Below are 21,730 nucleotides of genomic sequence, written 5' to 3'. Positions count from 1 at the left end.
TTCACGTGAAACAGTGAAATGACAAAAAATAGCCGATGACAATTAAAGCAAAAATGGTATGTTTCACGTGAAACATCACGTCAAAAACCGCAGCAGATCGACAAAAGCCTATTTCTTTGTTGCCTATAGCATGATAATCTGCTTACCTATCTTTTGTTTGCATTTTAAATATTATGGCTAATGATATTATTTATACAAAAACCGCTAGGGGTGAGAGTGCGCTGATCACAGAGTTGCCTGATACTACAGGGCAATTACTCAGTATCATCAATGGTCATCTAACCGAACAGGAAATATTCGCCAAGCTAGATAATGTCAAAAAAACCGTATTTCACGAGGCAATGACTTGGCTGCTGGAAGGTGGCTTTATTAAAGTCATTGATTCAGCGTCATTGGCTTCAAGCACATCCAACATAACGCGGGCAAGTCACATTCAAGTTGATGAAATTAGTTTAGATGAGTTTGATGCGCTTGCGGATGGCGTCATTCATCATCAAAATGATTGGGGAAAAAGCAGCTGAAGAATCGATACAAGCAGAGCTTCGTGCAAGAAAACAAAAGGACCGCTTGGAAACAATAGAAACAGCCAAACGAATTACAGCCGCTAAAGCAGAAGAGGTGGCGCGCTTAAACATTGAAACTGAAGCGCAAAAAAAAGCCCAAGTAATTGCTAAAAAACAGCAGTGGGCCAAAATAAAAACACGAGCTGATACTAAGGTGGCTGCAACAAACCAAAAGCAGGAGCCTGCAGTTGAACAACACACAAAAAATAGTGCGGCAGATGCATGGACACAGTTAAAAGCTGCGGCCAAGGCCAAAACAGAAGAAGATAAAAGGTTAGCCGCTATCGCAAAAGTGGAAGATGGAATAAAACGTCAACGGTTGGCTAATAAAACTTGGCGTGAGAGTCGCGTTAGACAAGGTTTTGTTTCTATATTTAGTGGCGTTAAACACTATTTAAGTTGTTTTTTGTTGTGTTATGTATCACCGTCATTGGCGCACATTATATCAACATTCCCATGCTAGCAAATTCAATTGAAGCGAGGGTTTTAGATAAAACACAACAGAAAGTGAATATCCAATCTGCTCATATTTGGTTGTTTCCAAAGCCACATTTGTTATTAAAAAGCGTTGGTATTGCTGATAGTAGTACAACAAATGCCCAATCAATTCGTATCTATCCAGATTTCAAGCGTCTAAAAAATAAATTGATGGCTCTATTGACCATACCAGATACAACACCGTATATCATGCGCACCATTAAGATAGATGGTTTATCAATGTTACAAAGTGATTTATTTCATGTTGCTAACTGGCAAAAAGCAATCGCGAACAGCCCAGATTATGTTATTGAGCGTTTGATTATTGAAGATTTCAATTTATCAGTGCCAGGACTTTCATTGCCATCCCTACAAGCAGATATTCATCTAAATAATACTAATACAATGGGTCTGGCCAAGCTTTACACAACAGAACAGGATATTAAACTTATCATTACCGCTGTTAATACTCACTATATGGTTAAAATCGATGCTATCAATTGGCGAGCGCCGCTGGCACCTTTTCCGACTTTTAAAAAATTACAAGGCAGCGGCACCATTAACAATAGCATGTTGACTTTTCCTAATTTGGTCGGCCAACTATACAATGGTCGCATCAGTGCCGATCTACAAACGAACTTAGTATCGCCTGATTTGGTAACAAAAGGCAACTTCGCCATTGATAAAATGGTGATTGATAAAATGGACAAAGATCTGCGCTTCAATAGCATCATCAACGGTTTTTTAAGTGGTAAAGGCACTTTTTCTTTTGCTATAAATTAAGCCGGCTATCTAAGCAATTCTCCGCAACTGAATGCCACCTTTAATATAAAAAATGGTGCACTTAAAACAATCGATATCGCTGAAGCAATGCGTACCCAGCATATTAGCGGCACCACCAGTTTTGTGACGTTGACTGGTACAGCCTCGCTGAACAATAGCCGTCTTGAATTAAACAATCTCATCCTGCAAAACAAACAACTACAAGCATATGGACAAGCCACTGTTTCATCAGATCAACAGGTTTCAGCCTCTGTTGCATCAACTATCGCCATACAAAACAACCCCATTAGCGCAAATTTAATGATAACAGGTCCAATAAACGCACTTAGATTGATTAATTAATTTTTGTTAAATGCTAAACGAAATAGCCAATAAAACATCGATAGCATTATAATAATAGCCTGAAACGTAGATTAGATAAGGATTTCAGGCTATGCTTGCTGCGTGAGGTAAGTTTTATGTTAAACCTTACGGTAAACAGTTTGAAATTAATTAACATCAATCACTAGGGGGAAGAAAATGGCTGATATTAGCTAATACAAAGCATCACTTGCAAAATATACTACAAACATCAACGAGGCCGCTTTAACAACAATGGCATCGACATACAAGTTAGTCATGTCTAATAAAGATGCTAAATTTGTATCTTGTGGTGATGCGAGCGAAAAAGAAACTGTGCGTGAAAACTTTCTGAAGAAAAAGCTAGCACTCACACTCTCTAACACCGAGCTAGATCCAGCAATTGATGCTGTATGTGTCACCATGCAAGAAGAACGTATGAAAAATCGTGTGGTATTTTATTATCTACTTGCAGAAAAATATAATAAGTTAGGTGTATTTGCTTAATTAAAACAATTTAAATAGGTTTTAATTTTTAACCCCTAGTAATGCTACTAGGGGTTTTTTTATGAGTTTTTTTAATAAAAAATCATCAATCAACAATGTCATTTAACCGTAAACACAGGTTAGTAGGAAGAGTAATTGCGAGAAACACACCTCATATCAACTAGTGTAACAAATTAAACTAGCCCAAATGACGGGTGAGGTAAGTCTGATGAGCGGTGCTATTTTGTAAATCTGTAACAGCTAAACTATAAAAATGATACACAGACCTTACACTTTAGAAATAAATACTTAACACTCAGAGATTAGAATGCACTTGAATTGTTCAATCTATCTATAGGGAATATGAAATGAAAAAAACGACATTAATCATTGCAAGCTTACTAAGCTTTACCGTTATAAACGCACACGCAGATGTTATTAACGCACAGACGTTAATGGATAAATATACTGCTTCAGCTCAATTGGTTGATAAAGATTTCAGTCCTTCAGCTATTGAAGGTAAATTATTCTTCAACCGTTCCTTTAAAAATAACGGTCATGAAGCAGCTTGTGCATCCTGCCATACACAAAACCCAGCAAACTATGGCAAACATATTGTAACTAAGAAAGAAATTAAACCATTGTCGCCAATGGTAAACCCTAAACGCTTCACAAAAATTGATAAAGTTGAAGAGCAATTTACAGAGCATTGTAACGACATTTTGGGCGCAGATTGTAGTGCACAAGAAAAAGCAAACTTTATTAAGTATTTGTTTACTGAGAAAGCACCTTCTTAAGAAATAGCCAATGCAACGTTATATATGGGATCCATTTGTTAGACTGTTTCACTGGTCGCTTGCCATCGCTTTCGGTGTAGCCTTTTATACCCACGCCTCTGAGTGGGATAGAATGACACACATCCAAGCTGGTTATGTCGCAGGTGGACTCATTATTGCGCGTATTATTTGGGGTACGGTTGCAACAGGGTATGCCAATTTTAAGACTTTTCCGCCCAATATTATCTGGGCAGCAAAATATTTGTATAAACTCATTCAAGGCAATGCAAAACATTATGTTGGGCACAATCCAACCGGCGCATTGGTAATTTATGCCATGCTTGGCATTGGATTAATTGCTGTTGGCTCTGGTATTTTAGTGTTTGAAGATGGGTTGATATTTGGTGACGCGTATATAGATGCCTATAAAACAATTCACCATTATGCAACTTGGGGATGGCTGATATTGGTTGGTGGTCATGTTATCGGTGTACTTACTGAAAGTGTCCTACATCGTGATAACCTCATCCTTGCTATGATTACCGGCTGTAAGCGTGTCTGTAAAATTAAACCTAAACAAAAGAAACAATTATTACAAGCTAAGCATGAGTTAGCCTATAAAAAAATGCAGGCAACCAAACAATCACATTGAACCACTTAGGCGCTATATGCGCCTTGTAATGAACGTGTTATTTACCGATACAAAATTTTGAAAAAATCTCACCGAGTAAATCATCAGGGGTAAATTCGCCAGTAATACTACTTAATGACTCTTGTGCTAACCGTAATTCTTCTGCTACTAATTCAGGAAAATGAATTTGCTTACTCGCTTGTTCTAAATGTAGCTTCACTTGATCCAATGCTGCTAAATGTCTCGCCCGTGCCATAAAAACACCTTCCGCATTTTGCCGGTAGCCAACCAGTGATAACAAATGACTTTTTAATAGATCCAAGCCTTGGCCTGTTTTAGCTGATAAGTAAATATGTGAGGCATCATCAATTTCCACAACTTGCGGCTGCTCATTAGAGACATCAATTTTATTATGCACCCATATTTTGCTAATTTCTTGCGGTAAGCGCTCTATAATCAACTTTTCTTGTGCGCCAATACCATGAGCAACATCAACCAATAATAATGCGATGTGTGCCGTTTCTGTCGCTTGATATGTACGGGCAATCCCAATTTTTTCTACCTCGTCATCGGTATCACGAAGCCCGGCCGTATCAATGATATGTAAGGGCACACCATTAATTTGAATTTCACTTTTAATGGCGTCTCTTGTAGTACCTGCAATTGATGTCACAATCGCCACCTCTTCTCCAGATAGCGCATTCATTAAACTAGATTTACCAACATTGGGCTGACCAATTAAAACGATGTTGACACCATCACGCAACAAGACACCTTGTTTTGCTTTGCTAAAAATAGTTTCTAATACCTGTTGATTGTTGGCTATTTTTTCAGCAACGCGTCCTTGCGTTATAAAATCGATTTCTTCTTCCGGAAAATCCAAACAAGCCTCAACAAATAAGCGCAAATTAATTAACTCACTTAAGAAGGCGTGAATCGTCTGTGAAAACTCACCTGAAAGAGAACGCACTGCACTTTTTGCCGCTTCTGCTGTTGCTGCATTAATCACATCGGCAACCGCCTCAGCTTGTGCCAAATCAAGTTTATCATTGAGATAGGCACGCCTCGTAAACTCACCAGGTGTTGCTTGACGCGCGCCCAGATCAATACAGCGGGCAAGTAAAATTTGCATCAGTGCGGTGCCACCATGTCCTTGAAGCTCTAAGACATCCTCACCAGTGTAGGAGTGTGGTGCATTGTAATAAATGGCAATACCACGATCAATCAACTCACCATCTGCTTGTTTAAAGTCGAGGTAAGCCGCATAGCGCGGTGAAGGACAGTGTCCCAGAATGTGAGTAGCAATCTCAGCACATAAGGCACCAGAAACACGGACTATACCAATGCCGCCAGCGCCACTTGCTGTGGCAATCGCGGCAATTGTGTCTTGTGAATTAACGTTTACCACTGCCTTTTTTGGCTAATGTTTCAGCATGAATGGTTTTATTGATATACCACTGCTGTGCAATCGATAAAATGTTATTAACCAACCAATATAAAACCAAACCAGCCGGGAAAAAGAAGAAAAATATACTAAACACAACAGGCATTATTTTCATTATTTTTGCTTGCAGTGGATCAGCAGGTGCAGGATTTAAATACGTCTGCACAATCATAGAAGCACCCATTAAAATCGGCAAAATGTAATAAGGGTCTTTTGCAGATAAATCAGTAATCCAACCAAAAAATGGTGCATGACGCAACTCAACAGAACCTAACAGCACCCAATAAAGCGCAATAAAAACAGGGATTTGCACCAAAATAGGCAAACAGCCGCTTAAAGGATTAATTTTCTCTTTGCGATACATTTCCATCATCGCTTGTTGCAGTTTCTGCTTATCATCACCAAACTTTTCTTTCAAGCTTTGCATGCGCGGCGCCATTTCACGCATGTGCGCCATGCTACGATAACTAGTGGCAGATAACTTAAAGAAAGCCGCTTTCAGCAAAATAGTCAGCACAATAATGGCAACACCCCAGTTACCAATAAATCCATGGATATTTGAAAGTAACCAAAATAATGGTTTAGCAATGATAGTGAGCCAACCATAATCAACTGCGTACTCTAAACCAGGCGCAGCCGCTTCTAAATCAGCTTCAGTTTGTGGGCCTGAAAATAATGTTGCGCTTATCTCATTGGTAGCAGCGGGTGCAATCTTACCAATCGGGTTAACAACACCAACTGCATATAAATTATCGGTTAATTGTTTTGTATAAAACTCTTGTGACGTTCCCGCTTTAGGAATCCAAGCACTAGCAAAGTAGTGTTGAATCACACCAATCCAACCATCTTTTGTTTTTAGTGATAAATTTCGGTCTGCCATTTCAGAAAACTTAATTTTCTTAAACTTATCTGCATCCGTGTAATAAGCACCACCAGTAAAGGTTGGCATAAAAGTTGAGCCTTGATTCGACTCACTATCGTGCGTAATTTGATAATAAACTGATGGCGCCACTTCACCGCCAATCGCGTTATTTATACGATGCGTTAGATCAATTTCGTAGCGATCACGATGAAACGTATATATTTTTTCAACCTTGGTACCATCATTACCCAACCAAGACAGCACTACTTGAAGGGTATTTGAACCACTTGCCATCACATAGCGACTTTTTTCTGCAGTAAATAACGTTTTATGATTAGGTAGATCTTTACCAATTAAGCCACTTTGCGCAACGTAAAACATCGGTTTAGCAGCATCATCCATTAAAACAAAACGTCCTTGTTCCTTACCATCCGCACGATGCTTATTGAGTGTTAAATGACGTATATCGCCTCCAAGCGTACTAATTTCTGCTTGGTATAAATCTGTACTGACTTTAATCCGCTCACCAGATACTTGGGTTTGATTGCTATCTGCTGTAACAACAGCCTGTGATGAGGCGGCTGGAATAACATCTGCACTGGTTTCGGCCGCAGTTGATGTTTCGCTCGCTGTGTTATCAGCATTAATAGGACGATCTTTAACTTGCCAAGCATCCCACAACATCATGATAGAAAATGAAAATACAACAAATAAAACTAAACGTTTGGTATCCATTACAACTCTTTATTCTTTATAAAATTGACGGTTCAAAAAAACGGTTAATAACCATTAAGGCACTGGATCATGTCCACCATCACACCAAGGATGACAACGACCCAATCTTAATATCGCAAGATAACTACCTTTCATTGCGCCATGCTTGTTTATTGCCTCAATAGCATAGGCAGAACAACTTGGATAAAAGCGACAATTGGCACCTAAAAAAGGGCTTAAACATAACTGATAGATTCTAATCAAACCAATAAAAAGTTTACGCATTATCAACACAATGTATTATGCCTCACTCATTTTCTACTGTTTTGTGCATTAGTTTATGCTGTATTTTATCAAATAGCATAGCAAGCTCTTGTTTCAATAATAAGAAATCGCGATTTTTAAACGGTTTTCTTACCTGTATCACAATATTAACACCAGTTAACACGTGTAACTGTTGACGACATAACTCGCGTAACACACGGCGCATATAGTTTCTATCAACGGCTAATTTAGCAACTTTTTTTGCAACAACAAAACCAACCTTGGTTTCAAATGCGGCGTTAGGTTGGTAATGTACCACGAGAAAATCAGTTGAGAATCGTTTTCTAAAACTAAAAACGGATGAAAATTCATCCGTTTTTCTAATCATAACCAACTTCGTTATTACTCGTTTAGGCATTGCTGGCTTAGATATTACTGGCTTTTAATCTTGCCAGCTGTATTTGGTACTGGGCAAGTTTAACACAAACAACGTGCTAAAATTATAGACCTAGACGTTTACGGCCTCTTGCACGGCGCGCCGCAATAATTTTACGACCACCTTTTGTTTTCATGCGTACTAAGAACCCGTGCGTACGTGCGCGGCGTGTTTTAGACGGTTGATAAGTACGTTTCATTTAAATCTCCAATTGCGAATGCTACAAAGCCCTCCATTAAACCCGATAACTCACTATCTTGTCAATCGCTATTTCGCTAAAATAAAAATGTAATTGCCTGTGGATAAGTCGTACTAAACAGGTTAAAATCATTAGCTAGTATTTGGCAAAAAAATTCAAAACGCCAACGTCGTCTTTTCTTCAACCATTAATTAACTGGGGTATTGGTAAACCGATGAAAAAATTTTGGCCTGCCTGCCTTAGCCGTTTTGAGCAAGAGCTGTCCGCACAACAATTTAATACTTGGATTAAACCGCTTAAAACTGAAATAACAGATAATAGCTTTATTGTTGTTGCGCCTAATAAATTCGTGCAGCAATGGGTAAAAGATCGTTTTTTGAGTAAGATTGAACAAATAGCCGAAGAGTTGTTTTCAGAAATCATTTCCATTCAAATCACCACCAGCAATAAACCCGCTTCTACTGCACAAGCTAAAAACAATCCTTCATCTGCAAACCGTCAAAGCGCGCAATCTAATGTAGAGCAATACACAAGAAAAGAAAACCGAAACGGGTCAACTCAGGCCGAAATTAACAAAACCAGTGTTAATAACAAAAAAGCAGTGAATAAAAGTGAAGTAGTGACTGGCTTAAACCCGGCTTTTAATTTCAATAATTATGTCACTGGTCGCGCCAATCAGTTGGCGCGTGCTGCGGCCATACAAGTTGCCGAAAATGCGGGTCAAGCTTATAACCCGCTTTTTATCTATGGTGGGGTTGGGTTGGGTAAAACCCACTTACTACAAGCCATTGGTAATCGACTTAAGGAGCAAAATCCCGAGGCAAAAATTCGTTATTTACATGCCGAACGTTATGTGTCTGATGTTGTAAAAGCCTATGAAAACAAAGCGTTTGATGCTTTTAAAAAGCAATACCATTCTTTAGACTTATTGCTTATTGATGATATTCAGTTCTTTGGCAAAAAAACACGTACGCAAGAAGAATTCTTTTATGCTTTTAATACCTTAATCGAAGAAAAAAAGCAGATTGTCATTACTTGTGATACTTATCCAAAAGAAATTACCGATGTTGATGAGCGATTACGTACCCGGTTTAGCTGGGGATTAACGGTAGCGATTGAGCCGCCAGAGCTAGAAATGCGCGTGGCAATTTTGCTTAAAAAAGCAGAAGAGTCTAAAATCAATCTTGATGAAGATGTAGCGTTTTTTGTGGCAAAACAAATACGCTCTAGTGTCCGTGAGCTAGAAGGTGCACTTAACCGTATCGTTGCAATGGCTAAGTTTACTGGCAAAGCCATGGACATCCATTTAGCAAAAGATGCATTACGTGATTTAATTGCTGTTCGCGGCCGCCAAATCACCATTGAAAATATACAAAAAACAGTGGCAGATTATTACAAAATAAAAGTGGCCGAAATGCATAGTAAAAAGCGATCACGAAATGTGTCCAGGCCAAGACAGGTGGCTATGTCGTTAGCGAGAGAGTTAACCAATCATAGCTTTCCTGAAATAGGTGAAGCTTTTGGTAATCGTCATCACACAACTGTGATGCATGCTTGTGAAGAGATTGAACAATTAAGATTGAATGATCAAAATATCGCGCGTGATATTGGTTTTTTAACCCAAGTCATACGTGATTAATCGGCATAAAACGGGTGTGGATAATCAGCTAGAAAAAGGTGTGGATAAAAGTTGTGTAAAACAGCACTTTAGTAAAAAGCAAAATGCATACACATTTAATCCACAGCAACAAACAAGGTTTTAAACAGGCTTTAAATGGTATTAACTGAATGATTTAATTAGATAATGAAGATAATGCACAGAAAAAAAAGACATTACTATTACTATTAGTTTTATATATATATTAAATACATAATTAGGCACAACGATGAAAATAAATAGAGAGGTTTTATTAAAACCATTAAGCAATGTCACAGGCATAGTTGAGCGTCGCCATACGCTACCTATCCTTTCTAATTTGTTGTTGGAAGCAAAAGATAACAGCATACAACTCACAACAACCGATTTAGAAATGCAAATTTCATTGACAATAAAAGCTGCGCTGCAAGAAACGCTATCCACCACAATATCGTCAAAAAAATTCTTAGATATCTGTCGCTCTTTGCCAGAAGGCATTGATATAGATTTGATGAGTAAAGATAGTCGCATGACGGTTAAAGCAGGCAAAAGCCGCTTTAATTTACAAACATTACCAGCCGCAGATTATCCAGTAATGACAAAAACAAATGGCGATGCTATCCAAATTCAATTGCCACAAATCCAGTTAAAACGCCTGCTCAAACAAGTAGAGTTTGCCATGGCACAACAAGATATTCGCTATTATCTAAATGGTTTGTTATTAGAAGTAAACGAAAATAAGCTGAATTTAGTGGGTACAGATGGCCATCGCTTAAGCTTTACTTCTGCAACTCTAAATAAAACATATGAAAAAGCCGATGTTATTTTGCCGCGAAAAACGGTCATAGAACTGATTAAATTACTAGAAGATAACGATGAAGAAGTGATGATTGAAATCGCAACAGGCCAAGTGAATTTTGCTTTTGGTGATATGCGTTTAATCTCTAAAGTGATTGATGGAAAATTCCCTGATTATCATCGCGTTATTCCAACTGCACATACCAACACGTTTACCGCTAATCGCCAAGCCATCTTAACAGCGATGCAACGCGCTTCCATTTTATCCAATGAGAAATATCGCGGCATTCGTATGGTATTAAGCGAAGATAATATCAAACTCATCAGCACCAATACTGAGCAAGAAGAAGCAGAAGAAGAACTAGAAATTAGTTATAAGCAAGATAGTTTAGATATTGGCTTTAATGTGACATACTTGATTGATGTGCTGAATAATACACAACAAGAAAATATTAATTTCTCATTCGCAGATGCCAATAGCAGCTGCTTAATCACAATACCAGAAGACAATGATTACAAATATGTCGTCATGCCAATGCGTATTTAAATAACACCCACATTATTGATAGAAAACAACAGAAGCGAAAAATTATGGCTAAAGAAGAAGGTTACGATTCATCCAGTATTAAAATTTTAGAAGGGCTAGATGCCGTTCGTAAAAGACCAGGTATGTATATTGGCGATACTTCAGATGGATCAGGTTTACACCATATGGTATTTGAGGTGTTAGATAACGCCATTGATGAAGCATTAGCAGGCCACTGTAACGATATTAAAGTCATCATTCACCCAGATAATTCTGTGAGCGTGAGTGATAACGGCCGCGGCATTCCAACCGACATTAAACCAGATGACAAACACGAGCCAAAACGCTCTGCAGCAGAAATTGTCATGACCGAGCTGCACGCTGGTGGTAAGTTTGATCAAAACTCATACAAAGTGTCTGGTGGCTTACACGGCGTGGGTGTTTCGGTGGTTAACGCGCTATCTGATTGGTTACGTTTGAAAATCTATCGCAATGGCGAAGTACATCAAATGGAATTTAAACGTGGCGTGCCACAAGCACCGCTAAAAATGACCGGAAAAACAGAAAAAAAAGGCACAGAAGTTCACTTTTTAGCCTCAGTAGAAACCTTTGTTTTAGTCGAGTTTCATTTTGAAATATTAGCCAAACGCATACGTGAGCTTTCCTTTTTAAATAATGGTGTCAAAATTGAGTTGATTGATCAGCGCCCAAATGGAAAGTCAGAAAATTTTGCTCACTCTGGCGGCATTCAAGGGTTTGTGGAATACATGAACCGTTCTAAAAACGTACTCCATCCGAAAATATTTTATGCATCAGGCGAAAAAGATGGCATGACGGTTGAAGTATCTATGCAATGGAACGACTCATATTCCGAAACCGTGCAATGTTTTACCAATAATATACCGCAACGCGATGGTGGAACGCATTTAACAGGCTTGCGCACCGCCATGACGCGCACGCTTAATCAATATATTGAGCAAACAGATACCGCCAAAAAAGCCAAAGTCACCACCACAGGCGACGATATGCGCGAAGGCATCACCTGTGTATTATCAGTAAAAGTGCCAGACCCAAAATTCTCATCACAAACCAAAGATAAGCTGGTTTCTAGTGAGGTGCAACCCGTTGTCTCTGAAGTGGTTGGCGCCAAGCTAACCGAATTTTTAGAAGAAAATCCAATCGATGCCAAAATTATTTGCGGCAAAATTGTCGATGCCGCGCGTGCGCGCGAAGCCGCCAGAAAAGCACGTGAAATTACCCGCCGTAAAGGCGTAATGGATAGCATGGGTTTACCTGGAAAATTAGCCGATTGCCAAGAAAAAGACCCAAGCTTATGTGAAATATATCTGGTCGAGGGTGACTCTGCGGGCGGCTCTGCCAAACAAGGGCGCGACCGCAAAAACCAAGCGATTTTGCCACTTAAAGGTAAAATTTTAAACGTCGAAAAAGCACGATTTGATAAGTTATTAGGTTCGCAAGAAATTGCCACCATGATTACCGCGTTAGGCACCAACATCGGCAAAGCCGATTTTAATGTCGAAAAACTACGCTACCACCGCATCATCATCATGACCGATGCTGACGTCGATGGATCGCACATCCGTACTTTATTACTCACTTTCTTCTATCGTCAAATGACCGAATTAGTCGAACGTGGCCACATTTATATCGCACAACCTCCTTTGTATAAAATCAAACAAGGCCGTGACGAGCGCTATATTAAAGACGACCAAGAACTAGATGAATATCTACTGGGCTCTGCGTTAAAAGATGCAGAACTGCTCACCAAAACAGGTGGCGAAACCTTAAAAGATGACACGCTTAATAACATCGCCAAACAAATGGTATTAACAGAAGCGGTTATCCGCCGTATTGCAAGACTATATGACGAAAGCGTATTGCGCGCCATTCAAGAAGTCGGCCATGTTGATTTAAGCACAGAAGCCAGTGTGAATGCCGTCGCCGAAAAATTACGCCCCATCTTAGGCGCCGTTGGCTCAGAAGTCATCGTCGCTTTTGATGAAGAAGAAAGCGCCTATCGCCTAGAAATCAATAAATATGTACATGGCAACTTACAAAGCTGCGTAATCGATGCCGAGTTTGTTGGCAGCGGCGACTACAAACAAATCAACCGCATGTACACCATGCTAGATGGCTTAATCGGCCCAGGCGCCATTATCAAACGTGGCGAAAAAGAAAATAACGTAGCCAACTTTAAACAAGCGTTAGACTGGCTATTAAGCGAAGCAAAACACAATCTAAACGTACAGCGCTACAAAGGCCTAGGCGAAATGAACCCAGAACAACTATGGGAAACCACCATGGATCCAAAAGTCCGCCGCTTGCTCAAAGTGCAAATTGACGACGCCATTGCAGCCGATGAAATTTTCAGCACACTCATGGGTGACAATGTAGAGCCAAGAAGAGCGTTTATTGAAAATAATGCCTTAAATGTGGGGTCGTTGGATATTTAACATGTGTAGCTATTTAAGAGTTTAATTACAAAAGCCCTCCGGGGCTTTTGTATTTTGCAAACCTATCAAATAAGAATGATATATATTTGATAAGTGAAAAATTGTTGTAATTACTAATAGCTTTTTAGCGATAAGTATCTAGGAGTGCAACTCAAAAATTATTATGGCTGTATTTAATTTTTATAGGTTAGGACTGTAGCTTAAATACAATAAATAATGTAAGTAATTGAATTAAATGATAATAATTATCTAAGTTACAGAGCTGTTTTTTTGATTTAGAATTGTATCAACATAGTTGGTAATGTGAATTGAGGTTCTTGAACGAATCAAGGCGGTATTTCTGCCAATTAAATTTATAAACTACAAAGTTGTTATCGAAAAAATGAAAAAAACAATTGAGGCTTTAATCAAATTTCGTGATGAAAGAAATTGGGATCAATTTCATAATCCTAAGGATTTAGCCATCGCTTTGAATATCGAAACAAGTGAGTTGCTTGAGCTGTTTCTTTGGAAAAAAGCTGATGAAGCAGATTGCGAAAAAGTAAGAGAAGAGCTTGCTGATGTTTTCGCATATGCTTTATTAATTGCAAATAAATACAATCTAGATGTCGAGGAAATTGTATTGGAAAAAATTCAGAAAAATGCAGTTAAGTATCCAGTGAGTAAGTCAAAAGATTCTGCAAAAAAATATAATGAATTATGACTAGTACAGTTTCATTTCAGCTTAATAGATACGAATTCACTAGAGAGTCGCTAAATGATATTGCATCACAAACCTCGATTGTTAATAACTGGCCTCTCGTTTATATTTTAAGTGATGAAAATTCAAAGATTGCTTATGTGGGTGAGACTTTGGACACTGTTAATAGGATGAATACGCATTTAAAAAACGAATACAAAAAGAAGCTTACAACAGTACATCTTATTGACAGCGAGTTATTCAACAAATCAGTAACCTTAGATATAGAATCTAGCCTAATTAGATATTTCTCCGCAGATCAAAACTTCTCTCTTCTCAACGGTAATTTGGGTTTAGTAGAACATAGCTATTACCAAAAGAAAGAGCTTTACAAGGACTTATTCTTAAAGCTGTGGGATAAATTGAGAGCCAACGGGCTTGCAAAACACTCAATAGAGCATCTTAATAACTCAGACCTATTTAAGTACTCCCCCTATAAAAGTTTGTCATCTGATCAAAGGCAGAGTTTGCTCGGAATACTTTATGCATTGTTGGACAAAGATGTAAAAAGCCTTGTTGTTCAAGGAGGTGCAGGCACTGGTAAATCTATTCTTGCAATTTTCTTGTTCAAACTGCTCAACTCGGATAATGCTGATGTTAACTTTCGAGAGTTTGCGAGTGAAGAGACAGAGGTTTTAGATATATTAACTCAAGTGAGAAAAACATTTCCAAATCCCAAAATGGCGTTAGTTGTACCAATGAGCTCCTTTCGAGAGACGCTCAAAAAAACTTTTAGGAATATTTCTGGGCTGAATCCCAGTATGGTAATTGGTCCTGCTGAACTTGCAACTCAATCATATGACATCGTTTTGGTTGATGAGTCTCATCGCCTCAGAAAGCGAGTTAATTTAGGAGCTTACTTTAGAAACTTTGATATAGCATGCAAGGTGTTGGGTTTTGATAAAAATAGTTGTAGTGAACTAGATTGGGTAACCAAACAATCTAATAAGGCCATATTATTTTATGATCAAAATCAGACTATAAAACCCTCTGATGCTAATCAAAGTGATTTTGATAAACTTATGCGACAAGAAAATTGCCAAGTTCAAAAATTGGTCTCGCAGTTCAGGGTTGGTGGAGGAAACGCATACTCAGCCTTTATTAGTGATTTGCTAAATAAAAAACTAGCAGACAATCATGTCTATAAATCAAAGGCATACGATTTTATTTTGTTTCATTCCATTGAAGCATTTGTTGATGCTATTAAAAATAGAGATCAAGAGCACGGTCTTTCTAGAATGATTGCAGGCTATTCTTGGCCATGGATTTCAAAAGATGACCCATCCAAGTTTGATATCCAAATTAATAACATGCAACTAAAATGGAACAGGACAAATAAAGACTGGATTAATAGTGAGACTTCACCGAATGAGGTGGGTTGTATTCATACGACGCAAGGATACGATCTTAACTACTCTGGGATCATTTTTGGTGAGGAGATTTGCTTTGATGAAACCACCAATCAAATTATTATCAATAAAGATAAATATTTTGATAAAAATGGTAAGCAATCGATTAACGATCCTCAAGAGCTAAAACAGTACATCCTAAATATTTATCAAACAATCATGCTTAGGGGCATTAAAGGAACATATGTATATGCTTGTGACCCAGGGCTAAGGAAGTATTTTTCAAAGCATATCCCCATCGCTGATCAGCCAAAAGGTAACGTTGTTCCAATAACTAGAAACTTAAAGATATTTGAGAACGCGGTTCCTTTGTACGATATGCATGCAGCAGCAGGAGGCTTTAGTGATGAGCAGGTTGTAATTGATGATTATGAGTTGATACCTGTACCATCAAATATTAGGCTAACTGAAGACTACTTTGCGTTTAGGATTGAAGGTGAATCGATGAATAAAATAATACCGAACGGTTCAATCTGTCTGTTTCGTAAAGAACGTGGTGGGTCAAGAAATGGCAAACTGGTTTTGGTTGAGCTAAGGGACATTTATGCTGACACATCGTCGCGATTTACCGTCAAAGAATACAGAAGTGTTAAAGCGCAGAGGCATGATAGTTTCGAACACATAAAAATTGAATTGCTACCTAGAAGCTACGATGATCAATTTGAAGTAATTACCTTTACAGACGAAGACGTGCACGAACTTAAGGTTGTTGGAGAGTTTGTGCAGGTTATCTGAAGATCAACAGGTATAAAGTAAAAAAATCATATACAAATCACAATTTCATCAGTGGTTTCCGCCTTTTAAGCCTTTAGTTAGGGCTTTGTACCTCAGCCCAAACTACGAACTAGCTGAATCAGACCTTGTAGAACTCGTAGGGCGGACTCGTTTACAGTCCGCCGAATGTTAAGTTTCAAATACGGCGCACTGCGCTTTGCGCGAGTGACGCCCTACTTTTGCAGGCTATGCTGGCTCTTGAATCCTCATTGAACTTCATTTGTTTAGTTTCTTATATTTTTATTAACATAATTTAATACTACATCATTTTAATCAAGAAGAATTGTTTAGGCGATACTAAAAGATTATTTTTAATAAAATCAGTGATTTAAATCACTAATGCTTGGAGAAAATGTATGAATGAAAATAAAAAGGACTAGTAAAGATCCATTTACCAAACAAAAAATAGCGAGACGCAAAAGCAAAACTACGTGATAGGCTAAACTATTGTTTAAATGAATAACGGAGAGATAGATGCCACTTATCAGAATAGATGTAACAGAAGGGCGTTCCGACGCTCAAATTAAAGCGTTGATGGATACGGTGCAAGATTGTGTTTTAGAGGCGTTTAAGGTGCCGGTTAGAGATCGATACCAAATTGTGACTGAGCATAAGCCTGGCAGAATGATTTTGCTGGATACTGGTTTAGGGTTTGAGCGGACGGATCAGGCGATGGTGATTCAGGTGTTTACTAGCCCGCGCACGACGGTGAATAAAAATAAGTTTTATCAGTTACTAGCGAAAAATTTAGAAGCAAAGTGTGGGTTAGACCCAAAAGATTTGCTGGTTTCTGTGATGACCAATACCGATGTGGATTGGAGTTTTGGTTTTGGTAAAACGCAGTATTTAACAGGTGAGTTGTAAGGTTACTCACCTGTTATTGATTATTTATTTTGGCTAATTAATCCGCGCCAGCCCTTTTCGCGCATGCAAATGGCAAAGCCTCTGGTGAAGGTGAACGTTACTTTATTGGGTTTATGTGCTTCGCCTAATGCTGCGCTGCATTCGTCCATGTTTTTTTCTAATTGCGTTGCGTTGCCGCCCATTTTCCACCACGATTTAATTTCATAAATATCGAATATATTGTGCGCTGGCTTGATAGCCGGTTCAGTTGCCGTTGGCTTAACTTCTTTTTTTATGGCCGATTGTAAGGCGATTGTTTCTGTTGGTTGTGCACTGGCTTTTACTGGTTTAATCACTGGTTCAGCTGGTTGTTCAGTTGGTTTTATATCGGGCTTTACAGCAATAGACTTGGGTTCAATTGGCTCAGCAGTGCTAGCCACGACTGACGTTTTGTTGGTTGTTTCTTCGCTATTAATACTATCGCTTGCAATACTATCTGTTGTTTTCAAAGTGCTAGGTTTTGTTGGCTTAGCCGTCACTTGTTTATTATCACTCACGCTTGCTGTTGCAAATAAATCATCATCTGATAGCCATTTTTCACCTAATTTTTGTACTGCCCAGCCGTTGTCTTTTAGACATTGATTAAAAGCTGCTTCATTAGCGGCTTGTTCACAGGCGGCTTTGTTGGCTTGTAAATCTCTTGCTGACGCGCCTTGTTTGTAGGCGATTTCTGCTCCACATCCACAGACCAATGTTGCTATTAAGACGATTAAAGTAAGCGTTATTTTGTTCATTGCTGCTTTCAAATGGATATTTTGAAACTGAAAAATAGCATAAAAACCATATTTTTGCGTAAAACATACACTACGTAATTTGACGTATATGCGCAATTCTGGCTTGTCGTTATTCTCACCTTTAACAAATTTGGCCTTGTATTGATTGACTTTATAGGGCTTTGAGCAATGGTTTACAGTAATTTTTTTTAATTTAATTAGGGGGTAAGAAAATGACTTTTAAGCTTAACAAAAGCCTATTAACAATGTCACTTGCAATTGCAACAGCATTTCCTGCAATGCAAGCCAACGCAGGTGCAACCATCTCATTTGGTGAAGATAAATCGATTACCGCAGGTTTTGGTTTTATTACCAGCTATCTTTCACAAGAAGATGGTGCGCCAAATGGTAGTGATCGTTCAAATGATTTTAATCTAAACAGTGCTCGTTTGTATTTATCAGGTTCTTTAAATAAATACATCAAAGGTATGTTGAATACTGAGCGTTCAGGTGGTGGAAGTGGCCTTCAGGCTAGTGGTGCGAATGTTGAAGTGATTGATGCTAACGTACAATTGCAAATTACACCAGAAATTGCCATTTGGGCTGGTCGATTCTTGCCACCAAGTGACCGTGCCAATATGGCAGGTCCTTACTACTCATCTGGTGGCGGTGGTGGCTATTGGGCCAACATTTCATCACGCTATGGTTGGAATGGTGGTGTGATTGGTCGTGATGATGGTGTGGCGGTAGTGACTAGCTTTTTAGAAGATAAATTGGCGATCTCTTTTGGTGCTTTTGAAGGTGCTAATTTATTCAGATTTAGTGGACCACGCGGAACTACATTAGATGAGGGTGAGAACAGTACTGCGGCGTCAACTTTAGGCGCAGATGATAATCCAATGTATGCTGGCCGCGTACAGGTGGCTTTCTGGGATTCTGAGCCTGGTTACTATGGTACCGGTAATTATTTTGGTGCTAAAGATATTTTAACAGTTGGTCTTTCGGCTAAACATAAATCTGATGGCGTCATTTCGACAACTGCTGTTGGTGATTATAGTAACTACAGTATCGACGTTTTAATGGAAAAGAAAAATGTAGGTCCTGGAACGCTGTCGCTTGAAGCTGCTTACTATGATTATGATACAGATGGTGTGTTTTTATCTGAAGAAGGTGATGCTTATTATGTTGGTGCTGGTTATTTGTTTAATCAACAAGTCGGCTGGGGTAAGTTTATGCCGTTTGCACGTTATCAAGAGTTTGATGCAGATAACAATATTAAAACAGAGCGTATGGACTTTGGTGTGAATTATGTGATGGCACCATACAATGCAATTATTTCTGCTGAATATCAAAAAACAGAAGTGACTGGTGCAAGTGATACAGATGCCGTGTTGATCTCAATGCAGTATCAGTTCTAATCATCACTGAACAAAAAACCTCGCCATGGATAAACAATGGTGAGGTTTTTTTGTATAAAAATACAGCTTATTGAACGCTTGCACCACCCAACATTTGATGCACTTGGCAGGTGAGTTGGCCAATTGAAAATGCATCGGTGTTGCTTACTAATTTTTTAAACTGAGCATTGATTTTAAATGTTTTGATCGGCTTACTTTTTTTATCTAGCAGTTGAATAGCACGCATTCTATATACGGGTTTTTCACAGTTATATTGTAGCGTTGCGATGCTGATTGCATATTTGATGGTTTTATTCGCTGATACAAAAGATTGCGGCTGTTGATAAATGGTTTTTGCCACTAAATAAGGCAATTGATCGCTGACGTTATAGGAATCAATATCCACAAAGACTTCATGTTCAGCATCTTGAATGATAGAGGTCCATTCAGTGGCCATTACATGGCTGTAATTAAATAATAATGCTGCCAATATACCCAATTGTTTGTGCATGCTGAATCTTCTTTGCTCATTAAAAATTGACACTGAAAGTTAGCACAAATCAATCAAGCAATACCAGCCAAAAACTACGCAATTTGACGTATTTCTTTCATCACTTCAACACCATACACTTTGGTCATGGCTAAGTACTCGTGGCTACATCCATATGCACTTGATACTTGGCTACATTATTTTATAACGTTTAACCGAAATTCTTAGTAGGAGGAAGCTGATGAAAACAATTGTTAAATTAGATTTGGACAAAAAGCCCTGGGAGCAAAATGGTCAGATTCACAACCGCTGGCATCCGGACATTCCGATGATTGCCATGGTTAAGCCTGGTGATGAATTCCGTGTTGAATGTATGGATTGGACAGGTGGCCAAATTGGTGACAATGACAGCGCAAATGATGTAAGAGATGTGGATTTGACACAAGTGCATTATTTGAGTGGCCCAATTGGTGTTGAAGGCGCAGAGCCTGGCGACTTAATGGTTGTTGAGATTTTAGATGTGGGTACTTTTGAAGACAGCCAATGGGGTTTTAATGGTATTTTTGCTAAAGAAAATGGTGGCGGCTTTTTAGTTGATCACTATCCAGAAGCGCGTAAATCGATTTGGGATTTTCATGGTATTTATACCACTTCTCGCCATGTGCCTAACGTGAGATTTGCCGGCATTATGCATCCTGGTTTAATTGGTTGCTTACCCTCTAAAGAGCTATTGGCTACATGGAATAAACGTGAGGGTGATTTGATTGCAACCGATCCTGACCGTGTGCCGGCACTGGCATTACCACCAGAGCCAAAATCTGCGGTTGTTGGAAAGTTAACAGGCGAAGCAGCTGAAAAAGCCAAAGCAGAAGGCGCGCGTACTGTGCCGCCACGCGATCATGGTGGTAACTGTGATATCAAAAACCTGACCAAAGGTTCTACTGTTTATTTCCCTGTGTATGTAAAAGATGGTGGCTTATCAATGGGCGATCTTCATTTCTCACAAGGTGATGGTGAAATTACCTTCTGTGGCGCGATTGAAATGGCTGGTTATTTAGATTTAAAAGTGAGCCTGATTAAAGATGGCGTTAAAAAATATGGCGTGAAAAACCCTATTTTCCAACCAAGTGTACTGACACCAACTTATAAAGATTACATCATCTTTGAAGGTATTTCAGTGGATGAGCAAGGCAAACAACATTATTTAGATGTGCATGTTGCGTATCGTCAAGCTTGCTTAAACGCGATTGAGTATATGAAGAAATTTGGTTACACCGGTGCGCAAGCCTTGTCTATTTTGGGTACTGCGCCAGTTGAAGGACATATTAGTGGTGTTGTGGATATTCCAAATGCTTGTGCCACTTTATGGTTGCCAACTGAGATTTTTGACTTTGATATGAAGCCGAATGCAGATGGCCCAAAAATCATGGTTAAACAAGGTTTTGATACCGCAAAAACCAGTTAAGGAGTCGCAATGCCAGTCTATGAATATGAATGTAAAAGTTGTGGTGTGTTTACTGCGTTACGCAAAATGAGTGAATCAAGTGATGCGGCATTTTGCCAAGCGTGTGGTACTGAAAGTCATCGCATTATTTCAGCACCGCGGTTGGCTATTCTTGGTAAAACACAACGTTTGGCGCATGAGCGAAATGAAAAATCTGCCAATGAACCCAATGTTGGTAGACGCTCAAGCTGTGGATGCACAGGCACACACACGTGTAAAACTGCAACAAAAGTAAATCCAGAAACTGGCAAAGCAGCATTACAGATGCAGACTAAAAAGACGGCAAGACCATGGATGCTCGGTCACTAGTTGGTCAGTAGAGTGGGTGTAGCAAATTGATTTCAGAAGTACGAAGTGTAGTTTTGGTTTTTTTGATTTTTATAAAGGAGAGTA

General features: G+C 38.9%; 22 protein-coding genes and 1 pseudogene. 16 read left to right on the top strand and 7 right to left on the bottom strand.

All coding sequences use genetic code 11. The features are described from left to right. Positions 1-173 precede the first annotated feature (173 nt). From KFB94_05500 to KFB94_05470, 7 genes and pseudogenes are all read left to right on the top strand, one after another. The gene (locus KFB94_05500) at positions 174-521 is read left to right on the top strand and encodes a hypothetical protein (protein ID QVL44770.1); all 348 of its coding nucleotides are present in this window, start codon (positions 174-176) and stop codon (positions 519-521) included. After that, the gene (locus KFB94_05495) at positions 499-1,026 is read left to right on the top strand and encodes a hypothetical protein (GenBank protein QVL44769.1); all 528 of its coding nucleotides are present in this window, start codon (positions 499-501) and stop codon (positions 1,024-1,026) included. Before KFB94_05500 ends, KFB94_05495 begins: the two co-directional genes overlap by 23 nt. Then, on the top strand, positions 1,020-1,823 hold the full coding sequence (locus KFB94_05490) for a hypothetical protein (protein ID QVL44768.1): 804 nt from the start codon (positions 1,020-1,022) through the stop codon (positions 1,821-1,823). Before KFB94_05495 ends, KFB94_05490 begins: the two co-directional genes overlap by 7 nt. Positions 1,824-1,910: 87 nt before the next feature. After that, the gene (locus KFB94_05485; GenBank protein ID QVL44767.1) at positions 1,911-2,165 is read left to right on the top strand and encodes a hypothetical protein; all 255 of its coding nucleotides are present in this window, start codon (positions 1,911-1,913) and stop codon (positions 2,163-2,165) included. Between the two features lie 177 nt (positions 2,166-2,342). Next, positions 2,343-2,669, top strand: a pseudogene (locus tag KFB94_05480) (DUF2853 family protein). A 347-nt stretch (positions 2,670-3,016) separates the two neighbouring features. Next, complete coding sequence (locus KFB94_05475) at positions 3,017-3,445, top strand: DUF1924 domain-containing protein (GenBank protein QVL44766.1); 429 nt, start codon at positions 3,017-3,019, stop codon at positions 3,443-3,445. Between the two features lie 10 nt (positions 3,446-3,455). Next, a complete protein-coding gene (locus KFB94_05470; GenBank protein ID QVL44765.1) occupies positions 3,456-4,076 on the top strand; it encodes a cytochrome b/b6 domain-containing protein in 621 nt (206 codons plus the stop codon). Positions 4,077-4,113: 37 nt separating this feature from the next. Here KFB94_05470 and mnmE read toward each other — a convergent pair whose 3' ends face one another. From mnmE to rpmH, 5 genes are all read right to left on the bottom strand, one after another. After that, on the bottom strand, positions 4,114-5,463 hold the full coding sequence (gene mnmE, locus KFB94_05465; GenBank protein ID QVL44764.1) for a tRNA uridine-5-carboxymethylaminomethyl(34) synthesis GTPase MnmE: 1,350 nt from the start codon (positions 5,461-5,463) through the stop codon (positions 4,114-4,116). Then, positions 5,450-7,096, bottom strand: a complete 1,647-nt coding sequence (gene yidC, locus KFB94_05460) for a membrane protein insertase YidC (GenBank protein QVL44763.1) — start codon at positions 7,094-7,096, stop codon at positions 5,450-5,452. The genes mnmE and yidC overlap by 14 nt, the downstream gene beginning before the upstream one ends. A gap of 54 nt (positions 7,097-7,150) precedes the next feature. After that, the gene (yidD, locus tag KFB94_05455; protein QVL44762.1) at positions 7,151-7,360 is read right to left on the bottom strand and encodes a membrane protein insertion efficiency factor YidD; all 210 of its coding nucleotides are present in this window, start codon (positions 7,358-7,360) and stop codon (positions 7,151-7,153) included. Positions 7,361-7,382: 22 nt separating this feature from the next. After that, positions 7,383-7,757, bottom strand: a complete 375-nt coding sequence (gene rnpA / locus KFB94_05450) for a ribonuclease P protein component (GenBank protein ID QVL44761.1) — start codon at positions 7,755-7,757, stop codon at positions 7,383-7,385. An 82-nt stretch (positions 7,758-7,839) separates the two neighbouring features. Continuing rightward, positions 7,840-7,974, bottom strand: a complete 135-nt coding sequence (rpmH, locus tag KFB94_05445; GenBank protein ID QVL44760.1) for a 50S ribosomal protein L34 — start codon at positions 7,972-7,974, stop codon at positions 7,840-7,842. A gap of 214 nt (positions 7,975-8,188) precedes the next feature. Here rpmH and dnaA point away from each other — a divergent pair, with 214 nt between their 5' ends. The 6 genes from dnaA to KFB94_05415 all read left to right on the top strand — a co-directional run bounded on the left by dnaA (position 8,189) and on the right by KFB94_05415 (position 17,194). Further along, on the top strand, positions 8,189-9,613 hold the full coding sequence (dnaA, locus tag KFB94_05440) for a chromosomal replication initiator protein DnaA (GenBank protein ID QVL46581.1): 1,425 nt from the start codon (positions 8,189-8,191) through the stop codon (positions 9,611-9,613). Positions 9,614-9,860: 247 nt separating this feature from the next. Beyond that, positions 9,861-10,955, top strand: coding sequence for a DNA polymerase III subunit beta (locus tag KFB94_05435; GenBank protein QVL44759.1), 1,095 nt, complete (start codon positions 9,861-9,863; stop codon positions 10,953-10,955). Between the two features lie 44 nt (positions 10,956-10,999). Beyond that, positions 11,000-13,408 carry a DNA topoisomerase (ATP-hydrolyzing) subunit B gene (gene gyrB, locus KFB94_05430; protein QVL44758.1) on the top strand — a complete coding sequence of 803 codons (2,409 nt, stop codon included), beginning with the start codon at positions 11,000-11,002 and terminating at the stop codon, positions 13,406-13,408. Positions 13,409-13,781: 373 nt separating this feature from the next. Beyond that, positions 13,782-14,111 (top strand): nucleotide pyrophosphohydrolase, encoded by a 330-nt coding sequence (locus KFB94_05425; GenBank protein ID QVL46580.1) that lies wholly within the window; start codon positions 13,782-13,784, stop codon positions 14,109-14,111. Then, positions 14,108-16,291 (top strand): DUF2075 domain-containing protein, encoded by a 2,184-nt coding sequence (locus tag KFB94_05420; GenBank protein QVL44757.1) that lies wholly within the window; start codon positions 14,108-14,110, stop codon positions 16,289-16,291. Before KFB94_05425 ends, KFB94_05420 begins: the two co-directional genes overlap by 4 nt. 513 nt (positions 16,292-16,804) lie before the next feature. After that, positions 16,805-17,194, top strand: coding sequence for a tautomerase family protein (locus tag KFB94_05415; GenBank protein ID QVL44756.1), 390 nt, complete (start codon positions 16,805-16,807; stop codon positions 17,192-17,194). A 20-nt stretch (positions 17,195-17,214) separates the two neighbouring features. Here KFB94_05415 and KFB94_05410 read toward each other — a convergent pair whose 3' ends face one another. Beyond that, positions 17,215-17,967: a hypothetical protein gene (locus KFB94_05410; GenBank protein ID QVL44755.1), complete on the bottom strand. Its 753-nt coding sequence runs from the start codon at positions 17,965-17,967 to the stop codon at positions 17,215-17,217. Between the two features lie 212 nt (positions 17,968-18,179). Here KFB94_05410 and KFB94_05405 point away from each other — a divergent pair, with 212 nt between their 5' ends. Further along, on the top strand, positions 18,180-19,364 hold the full coding sequence (locus tag KFB94_05405; GenBank protein ID QVL44754.1) for a porin: 1,185 nt from the start codon (positions 18,180-18,182) through the stop codon (positions 19,362-19,364). Positions 19,365-19,431: 67 nt separating this feature from the next. Here the strand turns inward: KFB94_05405 and KFB94_05400 are convergent, their stop codons facing one another. Next, entirely contained in the window at positions 19,432-19,854 is a 423-nt protein-coding gene (locus KFB94_05400) for a hypothetical protein (GenBank protein QVL44753.1), read from the bottom strand. 220 nt (positions 19,855-20,074) lie between these two features. Between KFB94_05400 and KFB94_05395 the strand changes: the two genes are divergently transcribed. Both KFB94_05395 and KFB94_05390 read left to right on the top strand, forming a co-directional pair. After that, positions 20,075-21,298 (top strand): acetamidase/formamidase family protein, encoded by a 1,224-nt coding sequence (locus KFB94_05395; GenBank protein ID QVL44752.1) that lies wholly within the window; start codon positions 20,075-20,077, stop codon positions 21,296-21,298. A gap of 9 nt (positions 21,299-21,307) precedes the next feature. Beyond that, a complete protein-coding gene (locus KFB94_05390) occupies positions 21,308-21,646 on the top strand; it encodes a zinc ribbon domain-containing protein (protein QVL44751.1) in 339 nt (112 codons plus the stop codon). The last annotated feature ends 84 nt before the right edge of the window (positions 21,647-21,730 follow it).

The sequence above is a fragment of the Methylophilaceae bacterium genome (assembly GCA_018398995.1).
Classification (GTDB): Bacteria; Pseudomonadota; Gammaproteobacteria; order Burkholderiales; family Methylophilaceae.
The sequence above is the reverse complement of the archived record's forward strand: the minus strand, read 5'-3'. Positions and strand labels throughout refer to the sequence as shown.